General features: G+C 41.0%; 16 protein-coding genes and 1 riboswitch. Of the genes, 10 read left to right on the top strand and 6 right to left on the bottom strand.

Annotation, left to right across the window (positions count from 1 at the left end):
* The first annotated feature begins 24 nt into the window (after positions 1 to 24).
* Positions 25 to 324 carry a hypothetical protein gene (locus tag NSQ41_RS18930; RefSeq protein ID WP_094244754.1) on the top strand — a complete coding sequence of 100 codons (300 nt, stop codon included), beginning with the start codon at positions 25 to 27 and terminating at the stop codon, positions 322 to 324.
* 416 nt (positions 325 to 740) lie between these two features.
* Here NSQ41_RS18930 and NSQ41_RS18925 read toward each other — a convergent pair whose 3' ends face one another.
* From NSQ41_RS18925 to NSQ41_RS18915, 3 genes are read right to left on the bottom strand one after another with little or no spacing between them, the layout of a single operon-like run.
* Positions 741 to 1469, bottom strand: a complete 729-nt coding sequence (locus NSQ41_RS18925; RefSeq protein WP_339200059.1) for an amino acid ABC transporter ATP-binding protein — start codon at positions 1467 to 1469, stop codon at positions 741 to 743.
* Positions 1460 to 2116 (bottom strand): amino acid ABC transporter permease, encoded by a 657-nt coding sequence (locus NSQ41_RS18920; protein WP_339198073.1) that lies wholly within the window; start codon positions 2114 to 2116, stop codon positions 1460 to 1462. Before NSQ41_RS18920 ends, NSQ41_RS18925 begins: the two co-directional genes overlap by 10 nt.
* 58 nt (positions 2117 to 2174) lie before the next feature.
* Positions 2175 to 2996 (bottom strand): basic amino acid ABC transporter substrate-binding protein, encoded by an 822-nt coding sequence (locus NSQ41_RS18915; RefSeq protein ID WP_339198070.1) that lies wholly within the window; start codon positions 2994 to 2996, stop codon positions 2175 to 2177.
* Between the two features lie 304 nt (positions 2997 to 3300).
* On the opposite strand from NSQ41_RS18915, the gene thiM reads away from it, so the two are divergent.
* Positions 3301 to 4107 carry a hydroxyethylthiazole kinase gene (gene thiM, locus NSQ41_RS18910; protein WP_339198067.1) on the top strand — a complete coding sequence of 269 codons (807 nt, stop codon included), beginning with the start codon at positions 3301 to 3303 and terminating at the stop codon, positions 4105 to 4107.
* A gap of 56 nt (positions 4108 to 4163) precedes the next feature.
* Positions 4164 to 4823: a thiamine phosphate synthase gene (gene thiE, locus NSQ41_RS18905; RefSeq protein ID WP_339198064.1), complete on the top strand. Its 660-nt coding sequence runs from the start codon at positions 4164 to 4166 to the stop codon at positions 4821 to 4823.
* Between the two features lie 203 nt (positions 4824 to 5026).
* On the opposite strand, the gene metE is transcribed toward thiE, so the two are convergent.
* Together metE and NSQ41_RS18895 are read right to left on the bottom strand one after the other, a co-directional pair.
* On the bottom strand, positions 5027 to 7309 hold the full coding sequence (metE, locus tag NSQ41_RS18900; protein ID WP_339198061.1) for a 5-methyltetrahydropteroyltriglutamate--homocysteine S-methyltransferase: 2283 nt from the start codon (positions 7307 to 7309) through the stop codon (positions 5027 to 5029).
* Positions 7310 to 7459: 150 nt separating this feature from the next.
* Positions 7460 to 7659: riboswitch (cobalamin riboswitch) on the bottom strand.
* Between the two features lie 186 nt (positions 7660 to 7845).
* Positions 7846 to 9432 (bottom strand): BCCT family transporter, encoded by a 1587-nt coding sequence (locus tag NSQ41_RS18895; protein WP_339193631.1) that lies wholly within the window; start codon positions 9430 to 9432, stop codon positions 7846 to 7848.
* Between the two features lie 262 nt (positions 9433 to 9694).
* On the opposite strand from NSQ41_RS18895, the gene nfsA reads away from it, so the two are divergent.
* From nfsA to NSQ41_RS18865, 6 genes are all read left to right on the top strand, one after another.
* Positions 9695 to 10444 carry an oxygen-insensitive NADPH nitroreductase gene (gene nfsA, locus NSQ41_RS18890; protein ID WP_339193629.1) on the top strand — a complete coding sequence of 250 codons (750 nt, stop codon included), beginning with the start codon at positions 9695 to 9697 and terminating at the stop codon, positions 10442 to 10444.
* A 466-nt stretch (positions 10445 to 10910) separates the two neighbouring features.
* Positions 10911 to 11873: a cytochrome aa3 quinol oxidase subunit II gene (qoxA, locus tag NSQ41_RS18885; protein ID WP_339198058.1), complete on the top strand. Its 963-nt coding sequence runs from the start codon at positions 10911 to 10913 to the stop codon at positions 11871 to 11873.
* Between the two features lie 68 nt (positions 11874 to 11941).
* The gene (qoxB, locus tag NSQ41_RS18880; RefSeq protein ID WP_232515722.1) at positions 11942 to 13837 is read left to right on the top strand and encodes a cytochrome aa3 quinol oxidase subunit I; all 1896 of its coding nucleotides are present in this window, start codon (positions 11942 to 11944) and stop codon (positions 13835 to 13837) included.
* Position 13838: 1 nt separating this feature from the next.
* A complete protein-coding gene (gene qoxC, locus NSQ41_RS18875) occupies positions 13839 to 14453 on the top strand; it encodes a cytochrome aa3 quinol oxidase subunit III (protein ID WP_063389078.1) in 615 nt (204 codons plus the stop codon).
* A gap of 1 nt (position 14454) precedes the next feature.
* Positions 14455 to 14760 carry a cytochrome aa3 quinol oxidase subunit IV gene (qoxD, locus tag NSQ41_RS18870; RefSeq protein ID WP_063389077.1) on the top strand — a complete coding sequence of 102 codons (306 nt, stop codon included), beginning with the start codon at positions 14455 to 14457 and terminating at the stop codon, positions 14758 to 14760.
* A gap of 494 nt (positions 14761 to 15254) precedes the next feature.
* Complete coding sequence (locus tag NSQ41_RS18865) at positions 15255 to 15956, top strand: RNA methyltransferase (protein ID WP_327856162.1); 702 nt, start codon at positions 15255 to 15257, stop codon at positions 15954 to 15956.
* Between the two features lie 41 nt (positions 15957 to 15997).
* On the opposite strand, the gene NSQ41_RS18860 is transcribed toward NSQ41_RS18865, so the two are convergent.
* Positions 15998 to 16279 (bottom strand): biotin/lipoyl-binding protein, encoded by a 282-nt coding sequence (locus NSQ41_RS18860; RefSeq protein ID WP_235600486.1) that lies wholly within the window; start codon positions 16277 to 16279, stop codon positions 15998 to 16000.
* 294 nt (positions 16280 to 16573) lie between these two features.
* Here NSQ41_RS18860 and NSQ41_RS18855 point away from each other — a divergent pair, with 294 nt between their 5' ends.
* Positions 16574 to 17404 carry a glycerophosphodiester phosphodiesterase family protein gene (locus NSQ41_RS18855; protein WP_339210671.1) on the top strand — a complete coding sequence of 277 codons (831 nt, stop codon included), beginning with the start codon at positions 16574 to 16576 and terminating at the stop codon, positions 17402 to 17404.
* Positions 17405 to 17539 lie beyond the last annotated feature (135 nt).

Raw genomic sequence — 17539 nt, 5'->3', positions numbered from 1 at the left:
AAACGGATACAGAGGTGGATTTATATGTCAGTAGTCAACATTTTAAAATGGGTAAGCGGGGGTCTTGAAGCATTTTTCGGAATTCCAGTTATAGGTGGAACGATTATATTATCTTTCCTATGGACGCCTTTGGCGTTTATGTTTGTACTGCACCTTGTGACGTTGATTTTTGCCATTATAACAAATAAAAACAAGCATGGCAGCATTTTAGGAATTATTACTTCCTGCATTGCATGGATTCCGATTGTTGGAATGGTGATGCATATCATAACGGCAATTTTCCTCTTGATCGATGCATACCGCGAGTATAAATATGAAATTTAATGTTTTTTTGCTTACAGGGTCTTAGACCCTGTTTTTTTTTAGAAAAAAAGTTACTGACCTAAAAAAATTGGATGTGTTATCGGCATCTGTGCCTTCTGCTTTCTAATCCAAGATGAGAAATGTCAGTCTTCAAAAGCTGAACAACTTTGGTACAAGCCGCGATGCTACGACAATTCAAATAGTACTTCCAAGCAGGAACTTCAGGCTGGGAAATATACGAAAGGCTTACCGTCCAAACACTTTTGGATGCTGATGGCAAATAATATATGAAGAACGAGTGCGTAGTGCGTAAGAGGGGAGAAGCTCCATTGAGAAAAAGATAAAGGACAAGCTTTTCGGCTTGTCCGAAATGAATTCGTATGAGATTTGATTGAAAAGGAGTTTAAGTCAACCCGCATGCCGGATACTTGCCTTATTCACAGCACTTTGCTTAAAAAAGCTTTTGTTCGTTCGTGTTTAGGATTGTTAAAAAGCTCGCTAGGTGTGTTTTCCTCTACAATATATCCGCCGTCCATGAAAATCACTCGATCGCTAACTTCTTTGGCAAATCCGATTTCGTGTGTTACGACAATCATTGTCATTCCTTCGTTTGCCAATTCTTTCATGACATTCAGCACTTCACCGACCATTTCCGGATCAAGGGCGGAAGTTGGTTCGTCAAAAAGCATGACTTTTGGATTCATCGCCAACGCTCTGGCGATGGCCACCCTCTGTTTTTGCCCGCCTGATAATTCGTCAGGGTAGCTGTCGGCTTTTTCACTGAGCCCGACTTTTTTTAGCAGTGAAATCCCTCTTTCAATTGCTTCCTTTTCAGAAACTCCCTTTACTTTGACAGGTGCCAATATAATATTCTCAATTACTGTTTTGTGGGGAAATAAGTTAAACTGCTGGAATACCATGCCAACCTCTTGGCGCACTTTATTCATGTCCACGTGTGGATCGGTAATATCTTGTCCGTCGATGATAACTTGTCCTGAAGTAATGTCCTCGAGCTTGTTTAAACAGCGGAGAAACGTACTCTTCCCTGAACCGGAAGGGCCGATAACGCAGACAACTTCTTTTTCTTTAATGTCGACGCTGATATCTTTCAATACTTCTATTTTTCCAAAGTTCTTTTTTAAATGCTTCACCTGAATCATCCGGATTTTGTTCTCCTTTCAACAAAGCTTAATAATTTGCTTAAGGACAATGTCAGAACAAGATAGATGAGCGCAACGGTGAGGTATGGCTCCCATACAATATAATATTGCCCTTGCATTGCCCGTCCCCAATACATCAGTTCTGGAGTGGCAATAATCGCTGCAATCGACGATTCTTTAATAAGGACGACAAATTCGTTGCCAAGCGGCGGAATCATCCGTTTTGTCGCCTGCGGCAAAATAACGTAGCGCATCGCCTGTTTATGGCTCATGCCAAGCGATCTTGCCGCTTCCATCTGACCTTTGTCAATCGATTGAATGCCTGCCCGAAAAATTTCCGCTATATAGGCGGCGGAATTTAAGGAAAGTGCAACAATGGCAGCAATAACTCCATTTGTATCGCCGATTATCAGCGGTACGAGGCCAAAGTGGACAAGCAGCATTTGCACAAAAAGAGGCGTCCCTCGGAAAAATGTAACGTACCATGAAAAGGGCAGGCGAATAAATTTATTTTGAGCAATTTTCCCGATGCCGATGAAAAGACCTAAAACAGTGCCGATGGCGATCGCCGCAAGAGAAAGCCCAATTGTGACGAGCATTCCCTGGAAGAAAAAGGGCGCATATTCAGCTATCAGATCAAAACGAAAATTCATACATATATCTCCCCGCATGCATTGCCGGACAAGCAAAATGCCGGCGAAATGCTAAAAATTATTGCTGATTTTTTAATATATCGATATCTGGTTCTACACCAAACCATTTTTGGTAAATTTCACTGTACGTTCCGTTTTCCAATATTGAATTGATCGCTTTGTCAAGCTCTGCTTTCAATTTGCTTCCTTTCGGGAACATCAAACCGTAATATTCCGAATCAAAGTTTTCCGGATCTTTAATGGCTTTTAATTTTTTGTCAGGATTGTTTTTAATATATTCGTTGACAACCGCGTTATCGGCCACAACTGCGTCTGCGCCTCCGTTCAGAAGTTCCATGATCGCGAGGACGTTGTCTTCAAATTTTTTAACCGTTCCATCGCCGCCAAGTATTTTTTCGGCAGCGGTCTGGCCGGTTGTGCCATTTTGGACGGCAACCGTTTTTCCTTTCAGATCAAGCGCATTTTGAATATCGCTGTCTTCGGGAATTAAAATCATAAGTGTAGATTCAAAATATGGAACCGAAAAATCGTATGTTTGTTTGCGGTCTTCTGTAATGGACACAGAAGAAGCTGCCAAGTCGGCTTGTTTGCCTTGAACTTCTGCAAACATTGGATCCCATCCGGTATGCTTGATGTCTACATCATATCCGGCCTCTTTCGCCACTGCGTTGATAAAATCGATATCAAAGCCGACAACTTCACCTTTGTCCATATATTCAAACGGTGCGTATGCCGCGTTTGTCACTACTTTCAATGTTTTTTTCTCATCATTGCCGGCTGCATCGTTTTTGCCGGAATTGTTCGATCCGCAAGCGGAAAGCATAAACAGCAAAGTTGCCATAGCCGCAAAGGCTATTATTTTTCTCAAATATTGATTCATGTTGTACCTCCTAAAAAAAATATAGAAAACAAATTTTTGAAGATCCTTTCAACTTTATTCTGAAACATTATAAATGAACATGTATATTCTTTCAACAATTTGGATAATGATTCATACACATTTTTTATATGAAATGATTTACAATCCATTTTGATAATATAGTATTATAACATAATTTAACCACCGAAACTGCAGCGTGCCGATAAAAGTTTTGCATCTGATATAATGTCCTTAACAGCGTTTTGCTTTCGGGAAAAATGCTGCAAATAAGCGTTTTTTTTCCGATGTTGGAAGGAGTGAGATGATGAATATTGAAATGTTAGGTTCCGCACTGGAGAAGGTGCGCAGCCAAAATCCTCTTGTTCATAATATTACAAATGTCGTTGTCACCAATTTTACAGCAAATGGTTTGTTGGCGATTGGGGCTTCACCGGTAATGGCATATGCAAAGGAAGAAGTGGCGGATATGGCGAAAATAGCCGGCGCACTCGTCTTAAATATCGGGACGTTAACAAGTGATGTCGTGGAAGCGATGATACTTGCGGGAAAATCGGCAAACGAAAACGGCGTACCGGTCATTTTAGACCCTGTTGGCGCTGGCGCCACACCTTACCGGACAGAAGCTGCCCAACAAATATTAAAAGAGGTTCGTGTTTCCATCGTTCGCGGAAATGCGCCTGAAATTGCCAATGTTATCGGCGAAAAGCTCCAAATGAAAGGAGTGGATGCCGTTGGTTCAGCTGCCGATCCAGTTTTATTGGCTGAGAAAGCGGCAAAGCAGTTAAACGCTGTTGTCGTCATAACCGGGAAAGAAGACGTGGCGACAGATGGCCAAACGACATATCAAGTCCAGAACGGACATCCGATTTTAACAAAAGTAACGGGCACAGGCTGTCTGTTATCATCCATTATCGGCGCTTTTTCCGCAGTTGAACAAGATTTGCTCGTTGCCTCAGTGGCAAGCCTTGTCTCTTATGGTGTGGCGGCGGAAATAGCATACAGTGTGACAGAAGGCAGGGGACCGGGAAGCTTTCAAATCGAGTTTTTGAATCAATTGGAAAAAGTGACAAGCGACGACTTGAAGAAAAGGGGTTCATTTTGCCGAAAATAAGGGGCCAATGTTTTCAGCAATTTTTTTGGAAAATCTCAATACGCAGGTGATGGATTATGCCGAAAGTGACAGCAGATGAACTGCGAAAGCTTTTAAAAGTGTATTTTATTATGGGCAGTGTAAATTGCAAGAAAAATCCTCTTGATGTGCTTGAAGAAGCGATAGCGGGGGGGATTACCATCTTCCAGTACCGCGAAAAAGGAACAGGCGCATTAACGGGCGAGGACAAGCTAAAGCTCGGAAAAGAACTGCAAAAAATATGCCAAAAACATCAAATTCCTTTTATTGTAAACGATGATGTTGATCTGGCTTTGAAACTTGATGCGGATGGCGTTCATATCGGTCAGGAGGATGAATCAGCCGAAATTGTCCGCCAAAAAATTGGCGATAAAATTTTAGGAGTGTCGGCTCATACGTTTGAGGAAGCGGAAAGAGCCATTGCGCAAGGCGCAGACTATATCGGCGTCGGCCCCATTTTTTCGACGAAGACGAAAGAAGACGCCAAAAAAGCGCAAGGTCCGCAAATCATTTCCAGCATGCGCAACCAAGGCATTGCGATTCCGATCGTCGGCATCGGCGGCATCAACAGTGAAAATGCCGGACAAGTCGTTGCAAACGGAGCCGACGGCGTCGCCGTCATATCCGCCATAAGTTATGCGGACGATGTCAAGAAGAGTGCGGCAAAATTGAAACAGACTGTAGAATCATTTTTTTAGGAACAATCATTCGCAAATGGCGTGCAAAATCAAAAGAGGCGCCTTAATCCGGGCGCCTTTTGTTTATGTTTGGAGAAAACTGTGTTCAATGATGGTTGCGCTATTTTTCATACAGCGAAAGTCATCGTTGAATTGTGCGGTCTTTATCCTTTCTAAGGAACATCTGAAACGGTGTCAGCAAATGTACCTTTTGCTTAATAGGATCAAATTTGTTTTGCGGCGATGGCTTGCCGATACGCTTTTGTCGCTTCCACCATGATTTTGAGTGCATTGACAGTTTCGGTGACCGCTCTTGTTTTTAAACCACAATCAGGATTCACCCAGAACTGATGTACATCGAGTACTTTTAATGCACGGTCGATATTTTCGGTTATTTCTTGGACGGAAGGTATACGCGGGCTGTGGATGTCATAAACGCCCAAACCGATTTCCCGTTTATATTGGTACTTTTCAAAAGCATGAACAAGTTCTCCGTGGCTGCGGGACGATTCAATCGAGATAACGTCTGCATCAAGCTTATCGATCGCTTCCATCATATCTTCAAACTGGGAATAGCACATATGAGTATGAATTTGTGTTTCCGGTTTGACGGAGCTGGTGGCAAGTTTGAAAGCTTCGACGGCGTTTTCGATGTATTGATTTTGCTTCGATCTTTTTAACGGCAGCCCTTCACGGATAGCAGGTTCATCAACTTGAATCATTCCTATGCCGTTTTTCTCCAGAGCTAATACTTCTTCGCGGATGGCAAGGGCAATCTGGCGAAGAACGTCCGCATAGCTAATGTCATCACGGACAAAAGACCAGTTTAAGATGGTGACAGGTCCAGTCAGCATTCCTTTTACAGGTTTGTCCGTCAATGATTGGGCATAGACGCTTTCTTTGACGGTCATCGGCTGATCAAAGGCAACGTCGCCATAAATGATCGGCGGTCTGACGCAGCGTGAACCGTAAGATTGCACCCAGCCGTTTTTGGTAACAGCAATTCCTTTTAGTTTTTCTCCGAAATATTCCACCATGTCCGTTCGTTCAAATTCCCCGTGGACCAATACATCAAGTTCAAGCTGTTCCTGAATATCAATCCATTTTTTGATTTCATCTTTGATAATAGACTCATATTGCTCGTTTGTGTATTCGCCTTTCCGCCATTTTAAACGGGTTTGGCGGATTTCTTTCGTTTGCGGAAAGCTGCCGATCGTTGTTGTCGGTAGAATTGGCAAGTTCCATCTATTTTTATGCAGCTTGCGCCGAACAGAAAAGTCCACACGGTTCGTCGGGTAGGATTCAATCTTGGCGGCTGCCTCTTGCACGTTTCGGTTTGTCCGAAAATCAGAATTCATAAATTGCGTGTAATAACGGTCATCGTATCGTAAATCGCTTATACTTAATTCACCTTTTGCATATTGTGTCAGCTGATGGACTTCACTTAATTTTTCGTCTGCAAAGGAGAGAGCATTTTTTAAAATTTCCGGCAATTCGTGTTCATTTTTTACGGTAACCGGCACATGGAGCAAGCTGCAGGAAGGTTGAATGATCAATCGATCAACATCAACATGCTGAGCGAGAAAATCAATTTTGCTTGCTTTTTCTTCTAATGATGCCCTCCATATGTTGCGGCCGCTGATTAAACCGGCAGCCAATATTTTGTCTTTTGGAAACCCGAATTTTTGGATGTTTGCACTGTTGGCTCCCCCATCATGTACAAAATCAAGACCGATAGCAGCAACAGGCAATGAAACGATATGTTGATAGTGAGAAAGACTTTCAAAATAAGTTTGCAACAGTATGTTCAAAGATGGATTCGCTTCGTGAAAAGCTTCATACACTTCTTTAAACAACGGAATCAATGACTCATCAATTTCCTGAACGAGAACAGGCTCATCGATTTGCACCCACTTTGCGCCTGCTTGATGCAACTCTGTCAACAATTGAATATAAACTGGGATGAAAGCAGATAAATGCTTATAAAAATCTCGTTTTTCATATTTTTTCGCCAGCATTAAAAAAGTAATCGGCCCTAAAACAACAGGTTTTGTCTCAATATTTAGTTCGTCTTTTGCTTCATTGTAAAGCTTGAGCAGACGGTTTTCCAAAAAAGCAGGCGGCTTATTTTCCAGTTCCGGAACGATATAATGATAATTTGTATCAAACCATTTTGTCATTTCTAAAGCCTCGGCTTCTTCGGATCCCCTTGCCATTGCGAAATATGTTTTGATGGAACGGGGATCCATATGCTGGAACCTCGAAGGAATATATCCAAACATGAAAGCAGTATCGAGAACGTGGTCATAAAACGAAAAATCTCCTATGGGAATCAGCTCAATTCCGCTTTCATGCTGTTTCTTTAAGTTGGAAAGACGGATCTTTTTCAACGTTTCCAGTAAGCTGCTTTCAGAAATGTCTCCATTCCAAAATAATTCCAAAGCTTTTTTCCATTCCCGGCGTTCGCCAATTCGCGGATAGCCAAGATTTGAACTAATGGCTGCCATTACGAAAACCTCCCATTTGATTTTTGCTCAACACAATAAAAAAGCCCTCTTTACGCTAATAAAAGAGGGACTGGATATCCTAGCTCGTGTTGAGGCACCCAAATGGTTTCAACATGAACATGGCTTCTCACTCCTCCCTATGACGCGTAGGTCGTAGTGCATACAACAGGCAGGTCTCCTGACTTAGGTTCAACGCTTTTGATCTCCTTCCCATTTCTCTGGCAGAAACAGTGGCTGATGATCAAAAGCTCCCCATCACAGTGGCGCGACCGTGTTGGAATTTCACCAAACTTCCCTTTTAAGCGCATATTGCGGCTGCAATATGACGCACCTGTTGCTGGTACACATATGAAACTATAATTATCAGAATAGAGGATTTTTTTTTATTTTTCAACACCACATTTGCAATTAAAAAGAAAAATTTTTTAGGAAAGTAGATGGCTTGCGATTTCTTCCGCTTTACATGACAAAAACCCGCCAGAACATAAAGGTTTTCTGCGGGTCTTTACAGCGGTTGGGATTTTTCCGGAAAACAGTTATTTCGAGAGAAGGTTTCTTTTCACGCCTTTCTTTTTAGGATACATTTTAAATAATTGAGATTTACTGGAATAAAAATCTTGGTTTGCCGCTTTGATAAAAGAACCGGCTAAAAGGACAAAAATAAACAACAAAGGGAAACCGCCAATAATGCTAACAGTCTGCAATGTGGACAATCCGCCGAGGTACATTAAAATAAGCGGCAAAACGGAAAGAGCAAAAGCCCAAAATAAACGGTTCCATCGCAAAGGTTCATCGGCAACTTCTTTTTGGACAACAGATGCTAAAATATAAGAGCTTGAATCAAACGTTGTTGCTAAAAAGATCACGGCAAGCACAGTAAATACGGCAATCACAATGTTGCTTAACGGCAATTGTTTCAATATTCCGATAATGGCTGCTGATCCGCCATGTTCATCTAATGTAGCTGTTACATGGTATTGGCCTGTCAGTTCTAAAAATAATCCAAAGTTTCCTAAAATCCCAAAAAAGAGAATGCAGCCGAGCGTTCCATATACTACTGTTCCGAGCGTCATTTCGCGGACAGTGCGTCCTTTTGAAATTTTAGCGACGAACAAGCCGACAAATGGAGCGTACACGAGCCACCAAGCCCAATAAAATACCGTCCATGATTCCGGAAAGCCTGTTCGTTCAAACGGTCCTAAACTGTTAAAAGGTTCAGTCCATAAAGACATCCGCATGTAATGATCAAGCATGATGCCGATGCTGTTGACGGCCGTTTCCGCCAGAAAGACGGTCGGGCCGGCAAGGAAGACAAACACCAACAATAATACGGCAAGCCATAGGTTGATGTCGCTCAAAATTTTAATGCCTTTCCGCAAACCGGAGTAAGCGCTTGCTGCGAAGATCAATGTACAAATAAGCAAAACCACTGTTTGGAGTGTCATCGAAGGTTCGATGCCGGAAAGTTCATGAATTCCTTCTGTAATGAGCGGCGTCCCTAAAGCGAGTGTCGTTCCAGCTCCGCCCAGCAAACCAAACATAAACAAGACATCAATGATTTTGCCTATTGGTCCATCTGCTTTTTTGCCAATGAGAGGCCGGCACGCTTCGCTTACTTTTAACACCGGTTTTTTCTTTACATAATAGAAATAGCTGATTGGCAGGGCAGGGAGGCAATAGATGGCCCATGCCGTCGGTCCCCAATGAAAAATTCCATATGCGGCCGCCCATTCAACGGCTTCTTTTGATCTAGGTTCGATGCCAAATGGAGGTCCCGTATAGTAGTAAGCCCATTCAATCGTTCCCCAATAAAGAACACTTGATCCAATTCCAGCGCAAAAAAGCATAGCTGCCCAAGATAATGTCGGAAACTCAGCCTTTTCTAAAGGATCCCCCAGTTTGATTTTTCCGTATCGGCTAAAAGAAACATAAAGAATAAAAATCAATACTGCTGCACCCATGATTAAATACAATATTCCAAATTTTTGTGTTAAAAAGCTGCTGGCAGCTAATACAATGGCTTCGCCTTGTTCAGGGAATACTGCTAATGGAGCGGCTACAATTAACAGCAAAAGCAGCGCCCCGATAAAGGTCGGCCAATCCATAATGTTTCGATTCTTCATCAAATCCCCCTTTAAAAAAGATTACATTTTATTATATCTTTAAACAAAATTGATAGAAAGTTTAATTTTTCAGATTAATTTGTCGTAATAAGCTTTTTTATTCAATTTATTTTATTTTTTATAAGAAATCCTTATAAATGCTCTCGATTACGGCCAAATCCTTACGTTTCACATTTTGCTTGGCCGAAAAACAAAATCGATGAAATGGGCGTCTAAAAAAGTTAAACTTTGAGAAAAGAATATAAAAGAAAGGATGATGATGATGAATAAAGTGATCGAAACCATTTTAAACCATCGATCCGTTCGAAAATTTGAAGATCGGCCGCTTACGGATGAACAAATACGCTTAATTGTGGAATGTGCCCAATCGGCCTCGACTTCAAGTTACATACAAGCTTACTCAATCATTGGGGTGAAAAATCCGGAAACGAAAAAAAAACTTGCGGAACTGGCGGGGAACCAAGACTATGTGGAAAAAAGCGGCCATTTATTTGTTTTTTGCGCAGATCTGCACCGGCACGAACTAATAGGCGAAATGGAAGATAAAGACGTGACGGTATCCTTGGAAAGCACAGAAAAATTTATGGTTGCGCTTATTGATGCGGCATTGGCCGCGCAAAATGCTGCATTAGCCGCTGAGTCCATGGGGCTTGGCATTTGTTATATTGGCGGAATTCGCAACAATTTAGAGGATGTTTCGGCGCTGCTAAAAGTTCCTGATCGGGTCATCCCGCTTTTTGCCATAACGGTCGGCTATCCGGCCGTTGATACCGGAAAAAAACCCCGATTGCCTTTACATCATGTTTATCATGAGGAAGAATATGAGCAAAACGAAGAAATATATAAACAGGGGCTTCTTGAATATAATCAAATAGTATCCAAATATTATGAAAAACGTACAAATGGTGTCCGCAAAGATACTTGGACAGGGCAAATGGCTCGCGCTCTTTCAAATCCGGTGAGAATGTATATGAAACAATTTGTGGAAAGAAAAGGCTATAACTTAAAATAATATGAACAGTTTCTTGCCAAGTTGTCTCTGTTGCGGTATGGACAAATTGTTTGATGAAATAAATGGAAATCAATTTTGGGAACATGGAAACAATGAGATTATCCGCTTTTGTTAAAAATGGATAGATTTAGAAATTAGCTGATTTTCCGATCGTATAGTATGTAGAAAACAAAAAGACCGATGTGTGCGAATAGAAAAACCGGGCGTTGATGTTTTTCGCCCGGTTTTTCTTATGCGTCTATTAGCAATAGAGGCAATCATTCCTTTCGATTCACATGATTTCCTGTTTTGTGTCGGATTGATGGCGATTTTTTTACAAAATTTTAATCTTTTATTGACTGTTTATTGAATTCAAGTTTTTTTACATAAATTTGTGATAAAGTTCACTTACAACAGATGATTTTTGTTTCAAAGTGAATGGTTGACGTTTTTTGGCACATTTTTGAAAATCCTAGGGGGGATCACAATGCCGGCCAAACCAAGTTGGCTGAAGTTGGTTATGAAAGTTTTGCCATTATCCGTTTTGCTCCTGCTATCAGGATGCAGCGAACGGTTTGTCTTATTAAATCCAAAGGGGCCGGTAGCGGCTGTTCAAAAAGATTTAATCCTTTGGTCTGTTGGATTTATGCTTTTGATTATTGTCGTCATTTTTTCATTGTTTGCGATTATTTTGTGGAAATACAGGGAAAGACCTGACAATATGGATTATGAACCGCCCGAACAGCATGGGAATACAGTGCTTGAAATTGTTTGGACGGCGATTCCTGTGTTGATTGTCATTGCATTGGCGATACCAACGGTTAAGGCGACTTTTGAGCTTGAAAAACCGCCGAAGGAATCTAGAGGAGTTGAACCAATTGTCATTCATGCGACAGCAGCCGATTGGAAATGGATTTTCAGCTATCCGGAGGAAAATATTGAAACAGTCAATTATGTCAACATTCCAAAAGATGTTCCAGTTGAATTTAAATTGACAGCTGTCGGCGGGATGAGCGCTTTATGGATTCCAGAGTTGGGCGGACAAAAATATAATATGGCTGGAATGGGAATGACTCTTTATTTGCAGGCTGATCATGTCGGTACGTTTAAAGGGCGGAATTCAAATTTTACAGGAGAAGGATTTGCCCATCAAACATTTGATGTGAACGCAATGGAAAAAGAAGATTTTTATAAATGGGTGAAAGAAACACAAGCATCAGCTCCATTGCTGACGAAAAAACAATTTAACGAAATCATCCAAGTCGGAGTTTTAAAAGATAAATTGACTTTTTCTGGAACACATTTGGCGTGGGTTGATTTTGCGAAACCAGGTGAGCATTTAGACAATATCCCTGCAAAAGAAAAGCACGGTACCATAAAATTGGAGGAAGTTGAATCTGATCATCATGATAATCGTGAACATGAAAGCCATCAGCACGAAGGACATTAATCGGAAGGAAGGAGGAACGTGCTGTGAAATGGGATGAATTTTTCGTTACCGGCGAACCCCTTATATATATGGCGGATGCAGCCATTGTATTAACAATTATTGGTATCGTTTTTGTATTAACCTATTTTAAAAAATGGAAATGGCTGTGGAAAGAGTGGCTAACGACTGTTGACCATAAAAAAATAGGGATTATGTATATTATTTCCGCCGTATTAATGCTATTCCGAGGGGGCGTAGACGCACTTTTAATGCGCGCCCAATTGACAGTGCCAAATAATACGTTTTTAGATTCACAGCATTATAATGAAATTTTCACTACACATGGAACCATTATGATTTTATTTATGGCAATGCCGTTCATATTCGGGATCATGAACATTGCAGTTCCTCTCCAAATTGGAGCTAGAGATGTGGCGTTCCCGTATTTGAATGCACTCAGCTTCTGGACGTTTTTCTTTGGCGCCTTGCTGTTCAACATTTCATTTGTGATCGGCGGCTCACCGGATGCAGGGTGGACGGCATACATGCCTCTTGCTGGAAATGAACTCAGCCCGGGGCCGGGCCAAAATTATTATTTATTAGGATTGCAAATTTCAGGGATCGGTTCATTAATCTCCGGTATTAATTTCATTGTAACGATTCTAAAAATGAGAGCTCCTGGAATGACTTTAATGCGCATGCCGATGTTTACATGGGCAACACTTATTACGTCTATATTGGTTGTTTTCGCTTTTCCGGTATTGACGGTTGCTTTAGCATTAATGACGTTGGACAGAATATTTGGCACTCACTTTTTTACGCTTTCAGGCGATGGAGTGCCAATGCATTGGGCGAACCTGTTCTGGATTTGGGGGCACCCGGAAGTGTATATTGCCATTTTGCCAGCGTTTGGGGTTTTTTCGGAAGTTGTCTCAACGTTTGCAAGAAAACGTCTTTTCGGTTATACAGCCATGGTTTGGTCCATGGTGGCGATTTCTGTATTAAGTATGCTCGTTTGGGTGCACCACTTTTTCACAATGGGTTCAGGAGCCCCGGTTAATGCATTTTTCTCTGTATCGACGATGGCGATAGCCATACCGACAGGGGTAAAAATCTTTAACTGGCTCTTCACTTTATATAAAGGTCGAATCAAATTCACATCTGCGATGCTATGGTCTTTGGCGTTTATTCCAACTTTCGTCATCGGCGGGGTTACAGGTGTGATGCTTTCGATGGCTGCGGCCGATTACCAATATCATAATACGTATTTCCTTGTAGCCCATTTCCATAATACGTTAATTTGCGGTACGGTCTTTGCTGTCTTTGCAGCGCTTCATTATTGGTATCCGAAAATGTTTGGCGTCATTTTAAATGAAAAGCTCGGCAAAATTACGTTCTGGTTTTTCGTCCTTGGCTTTAATGTATGTTTCTTGCCGCAATATGTTTTAGGATTTATGGGCATGCCAAGAAGAATTTACACATATCCGGCAGATGCCGGCTGGACGGAATTAAACGTCATTTCGACTATTGGCGCAGTTATGATGGGAATCGGCTTTATCTTCCTGTGTATTAATGTTGTGTACACGTACTTTAAAGGCGAGCGTGACCTCACGGGAGATCCTTGGGATGGCCGGACGCTGGAATGGTCTATTCCGTCGCCTGCACCGCATTACAACTTTGCCGTAACACCGCAGGTAAAAGGTCTTGACGCTTGGTGGATGATGAAGAAGGAACGGAAAGAAGGAAAAGAAGAAGAGGAGCCGGAATATAAACCAATCCATATGCCATCAAATTCGGGGCGGCCTTTCATCATGTCGATCTTCTTCTTTATAGCCGGCTTCGGTTTAGTTTTCGAATGGATGCCGGTTGCGATCATCGGATTGATCGGCGTTATCATCTGCATGATTTTGCGCTCTTTTGAATATGATGATGGATACTATGTGCCGGTCGAAGAAATTAAACAGACGGAAGCAGGGAGGGAGTAACATGTCGGAAATTGCTCCAAAACAATCGAATCTTCCACTTGAGTATTCAACGAAACAAAATCAATTAAATATTTTAGGTTTTTGGATTTTTCTCGGGGCAGAGCTTGCCCTGTTTGCCACCCTCTTTGCTACGTATCTTGTGCTCGTCTCCAGAACAGCGGGCGGACCAGGTCCCGAGGAATTGTATGAATTGAAAACAGTTTTGATTGAAACTTTTCTTCTGCTTACAAGCAGCTTCACTTGCGGTCTTGCCGTTTATGAAATGCGAAGAGGCAAGCAAGCCGGTATGATCGGCTGGCTGATTGTTACGATATTGTTGGGAATCGGTTTTTTGTACTTTGAAATAGAAGAGTTCATTTTGTATGCTGTTCATGAAGGTGCAACAATGCAAACAAGCGCGTTCCTTTCATCCTTCTTCGCTCTTGTTGGAACGCACGGGCTTCATGTTACGATCGGGATATTTTGGATTTTGATTATCATTTTGCAGGTGCTGAAAAGAGGCCTTAACGCGGATACGGCAAGAAAAGTGTTTATTTCAAGTCTATATTGGCATTTCCTTGATGTCGTTTGGATTTTCCTCTTCACACTCGTCTATTTGACAGGGATGGTGAGTTAACTTGGCACAAAACGAAAAAGGATTTCCTTGGAAGCATGTCTTCGGGTTTTTGTTGTCCATAATATTGACGTTATTGGCGGTGTGGATTACATTTTCAACCGATCTGCCGACAAATACGATTATTACATTAATTGTCGTTTTAGCATTTTGCCAAGCGTTTATTCAGCTTTTGCTGTTCATGCATATGAAAGAAGGAGAGAGCGGTTCTTGGCAGGCAACAATGATTTATTACGGGATCTATATCGCAATTGTCATTGTTGCAGGGTCTATATGGGTTATGTCCTTAGGCCATCAACATCACTATTAACATAAGCGTCCCGAAAAAAGGTTACGAAACCTCTTTTCGGGATTTTTTTGTTCAAAACAAGCAATTGAGTGTTTTCCGTTTGTAAGCTGTGCATAAGTGGATAAGTTTATCAACAAATGTGAATTATTTAATCATATATGTAGTAGGGAACAAATGTGCCAATACGAAATGTGGATAGCTAATGTGGATATGTGGATAAAATATGTGTAAAAGCTGTTTATATTAGGGGGATTTCCTGTGAATATCCGTTGATATATACAAAGAAGCTTTGCGGAAATTCTCTTCTTTTAAAAAAACAAATTTTGATACTTTGTTGTTTTTGCCCAATGAGTACGAACGAAACAGTACAAAGATAATGTGGATAAACTGTTTATATTTAACCTGATCTATAACGTTTCCAGCTATAGGAGGTAGATTTTTTTTGGAGAAGACGTATAATAAATGAGAACGTTCGATCTTCTTGCCCGCACGTGCTTTCAAGGAGGTAAAGGGATGTGAATGTTAATAAAGAAAATAATATTGTGGAATTATTGCTGAAAGAGAAGATTGTAAATGATGAGGATCGCCAAATTCTTGATATGATTGTGCCGGAAAGGCTGAATCGTTTATATGAGGTATTGAAGGAACGGACTCGTTACGTATCCATATTGTTGGAAGCGGTGGATGACGGCCATAATCAAGCGGCTGTTCTTCGTTCTGCCGAAGCTTTTGGCGTGCAGAATGTAACGGTTGTCACCGGAAGAGCGCCTTTTGCCCCTAATGAATTGGTGACGAAAAGTGCAGACAAATGGCTGACAATTGATTATCAATCAGATATTAGTGCAGCCATCAGTCAATTAAAAAAGAAAGGATATCAAATATATGTTAGCCATTTGAGTGAACAGGCTGTTCCTCTTGAAAAGCTTGATGTAAGCAGACCGACTGTCCTTGTTTTTGGAAATGAACATAGCGGTGTTTCAAAAGAGGCGGTTGACATGGCTGACAGAACGTTTGTAATTCCTATGAAAGGATTTGTGCAAAGCTTAAACATTTCCGTTGCTGCTGCCTTGTCAATTAAACATATAACGGATCTTGCAAAGGGGAGAGCTGGCGCCGAGTATTATTTAACATTGGAAGAAAAACAGGAGATCTTTCGGGATTGGATGCTTAAATCGTTAAATAACCGGTTGAGAAAAATTGTTGCTCAATACAAGTAGCTATTACTGGACCCCTTTTTTCTTCTTAGGGGTCCTAATTCTTAATCGCTGCCAGTGACTATTAAATCTTCATCAATATATGCTAAGACTGCTCCAGGAATAACCCGATCTCCCTCTTTGACGAACAGCTTGTCAATGATTCCTCCAATACCGACGCTGATTTGGACAAGAGTACCCTCATCCGTTTGAATGGTAAACAACGGTTCCCATTCATAAATCCGGTTTTTTGCTTCGGTCATAATTTTTTTTATGACACCATAAAACGGACTTGTCACAATTTCTTTATTTCCCCATGTTTTTGTCATCACGTCTTTTCTAATCATCCCATCACTCTCCTTGAACTTAAGATTTTTTGCATAGGGCATAATCCGGGACAAAAGCGAAATGGGTGTTATGAAGAGGAGATTTGGCCAAAACTTCTCATCATGAGGTGCAGGCTGGAAACAATGGTGTGTTGTAAGATGCGTTAATTAAAAATTTTTTTATATTCTAAATACTATTCTATTCCAAAACGAAATATCCTGCAAAAGAAAAATAAAATTGTAAAAAAAATGTTATAAATTAATGTAAGTGATTATTATTTAGTATAAATCCAAAAAAAACGGGGATGGTTATGCATGCTTGATTATGTTCGTTATTATGTTCACCGCTTTTTTTATAAAATATTTCATTTAAAAAAAGAGCCCAACAAAACAATTGCCGTTGCACACCGGGGAGCATCTGGATATGCTCCGGAAAACACATTTGCAGCCTTTGATCTCGCTATTGACATGAAGGCGGATTATTTAGAATTGGATGTACGGATGACGAAAGACGGGTTGCTCGCCGTTATTCATGATGAAACGATTGATCGTACAACAAACGGGTCAGGTTTAGTTAAAAATTTCACATATGAAGAACTAAAACAATTTGATGCTGGAGCCTGGTTTCATCGAAAATTTTCCGGAGAAAAAATACCGCTTTTATGCGATGTCCTTAAGAAATACAGGGGGAAGATCAATTTTTTAATAGAAGTTAAAGAACCGAAAAAGCAGTTCGGCATTGTAGAGAGGTTGGCAAAAGAACTGATCGAAAAAGGGGATCAGCAACTGAATGTGGTCGTTCAATCCTTTGATACCGCTTTTTTACAGGAATTCCACAGTGTCTTGCCGTCGATTTCTCTTGGAGTGCTCATCGGATATAGACATGGCGCTATTACGGAGGAGCATTTACAGCAATATGCAGCATTTGCGACATATATCAATCCGAATAAAGCGCTTGTAACCCCTAAATTAGTTTATATGATTCATCAGAGCGGCATGAAAATTATGCCTTATACAGCTAGAGATATACACGATATTCAACATTTGATGGCCATGAATGTCGATGGAATTATTACGGATTATCCCGATTATTTGACAAATTTGCCAAAATCACCCTCTTATAGTAAAAGAAGCAGGATTAGGTAATTTCGGCTTTTAAAATGGACACTAATTTTGGCAAATATTGAATGACGGTATAGAAAGGAGTACAATACGGTTAGTGCTTTCATAATATAATGGAGATTCGTCCTTGAGATTTGTTTCAACGATTAAGCCCGTTAG

The sequence above is a fragment of the Aeribacillus sp. FSL K6-8210 genome, assembly GCF_037963925.1.
In the GTDB taxonomy this organism is placed as follows: domain Bacteria; phylum Bacillota; class Bacilli; order Bacillales; family Aeribacillaceae; genus Aeribacillus; species Aeribacillus composti.
The sequence above is the reverse complement of the archived record's forward strand: the minus strand, read 5'-3'. Positions and strand labels throughout refer to the sequence as shown.

Coding starts and splice junctions, on each gene's coding strand:
- NSQ41_RS18915 (WP_339198070.1), bottom strand. CDS start 2,996: ATGAATCAATATTTGAGAAAAATAATAGCCTTTGCGGCTATGGCAACT.
- NSQ41_RS18895 (WP_339193631.1), bottom strand. CDS start 9,432: ATGAAGAATCGAAACATTATGGATTGGCCGACCTTTATCGGGGCGCTG.
- NSQ41_RS18860 (WP_235600486.1), bottom strand. CDS start 16,279: ATGATTAGAAAAGACGTGATGACAAAAACATGGGGAAATAAAGAAATT.
- thiM (WP_339198067.1), top strand. CDS start 3,301: ATGAATATTGAAATGTTAGGTTCCGCACTGGAGAAGGTGCGCAGCCAA.
- NSQ41_RS18855 (WP_339210671.1), top strand. CDS start 16,574: ATGCTTGATTATGTTCGTTATTATGTTCACCGCTTTTTTTATAAAATA.
- nfsA (WP_339193629.1), top strand. CDS start 9,695: ATGAATAAAGTGATCGAAACCATTTTAAACCATCGATCCGTTCGAAAA.
- qoxB (WP_232515722.1), top strand. CDS start 11,942: ATGGCGGATGCAGCCATTGTATTAACAATTATTGGTATCGTTTTTGTA.
- NSQ41_RS18930 (WP_094244754.1), top strand. CDS start 25: ATGTCAGTAGTCAACATTTTAAAATGGGTAAGCGGGGGTCTTGAAGCA.
- qoxA (WP_339198058.1), top strand. CDS start 10,911: ATGCCGGCCAAACCAAGTTGGCTGAAGTTGGTTATGAAAGTTTTGCCA.
- qoxC (WP_063389078.1), top strand. CDS start 13,839: ATGTCGGAAATTGCTCCAAAACAATCGAATCTTCCACTTGAGTATTCA.
- metE (WP_339198061.1), bottom strand. CDS start 7,309: ATGGCAGCCATTAGTTCAAATCTTGGCTATCCGCGAATTGGCGAACGC.
- thiE (WP_339198064.1), top strand. CDS start 4,164: ATGCCGAAAGTGACAGCAGATGAACTGCGAAAGCTTTTAAAAGTGTAT.
- NSQ41_RS18920 (WP_339198073.1), bottom strand. CDS start 2,116: ATGAATTTTCGTTTTGATCTGATAGCTGAATATGCGCCCTTTTTCTTC.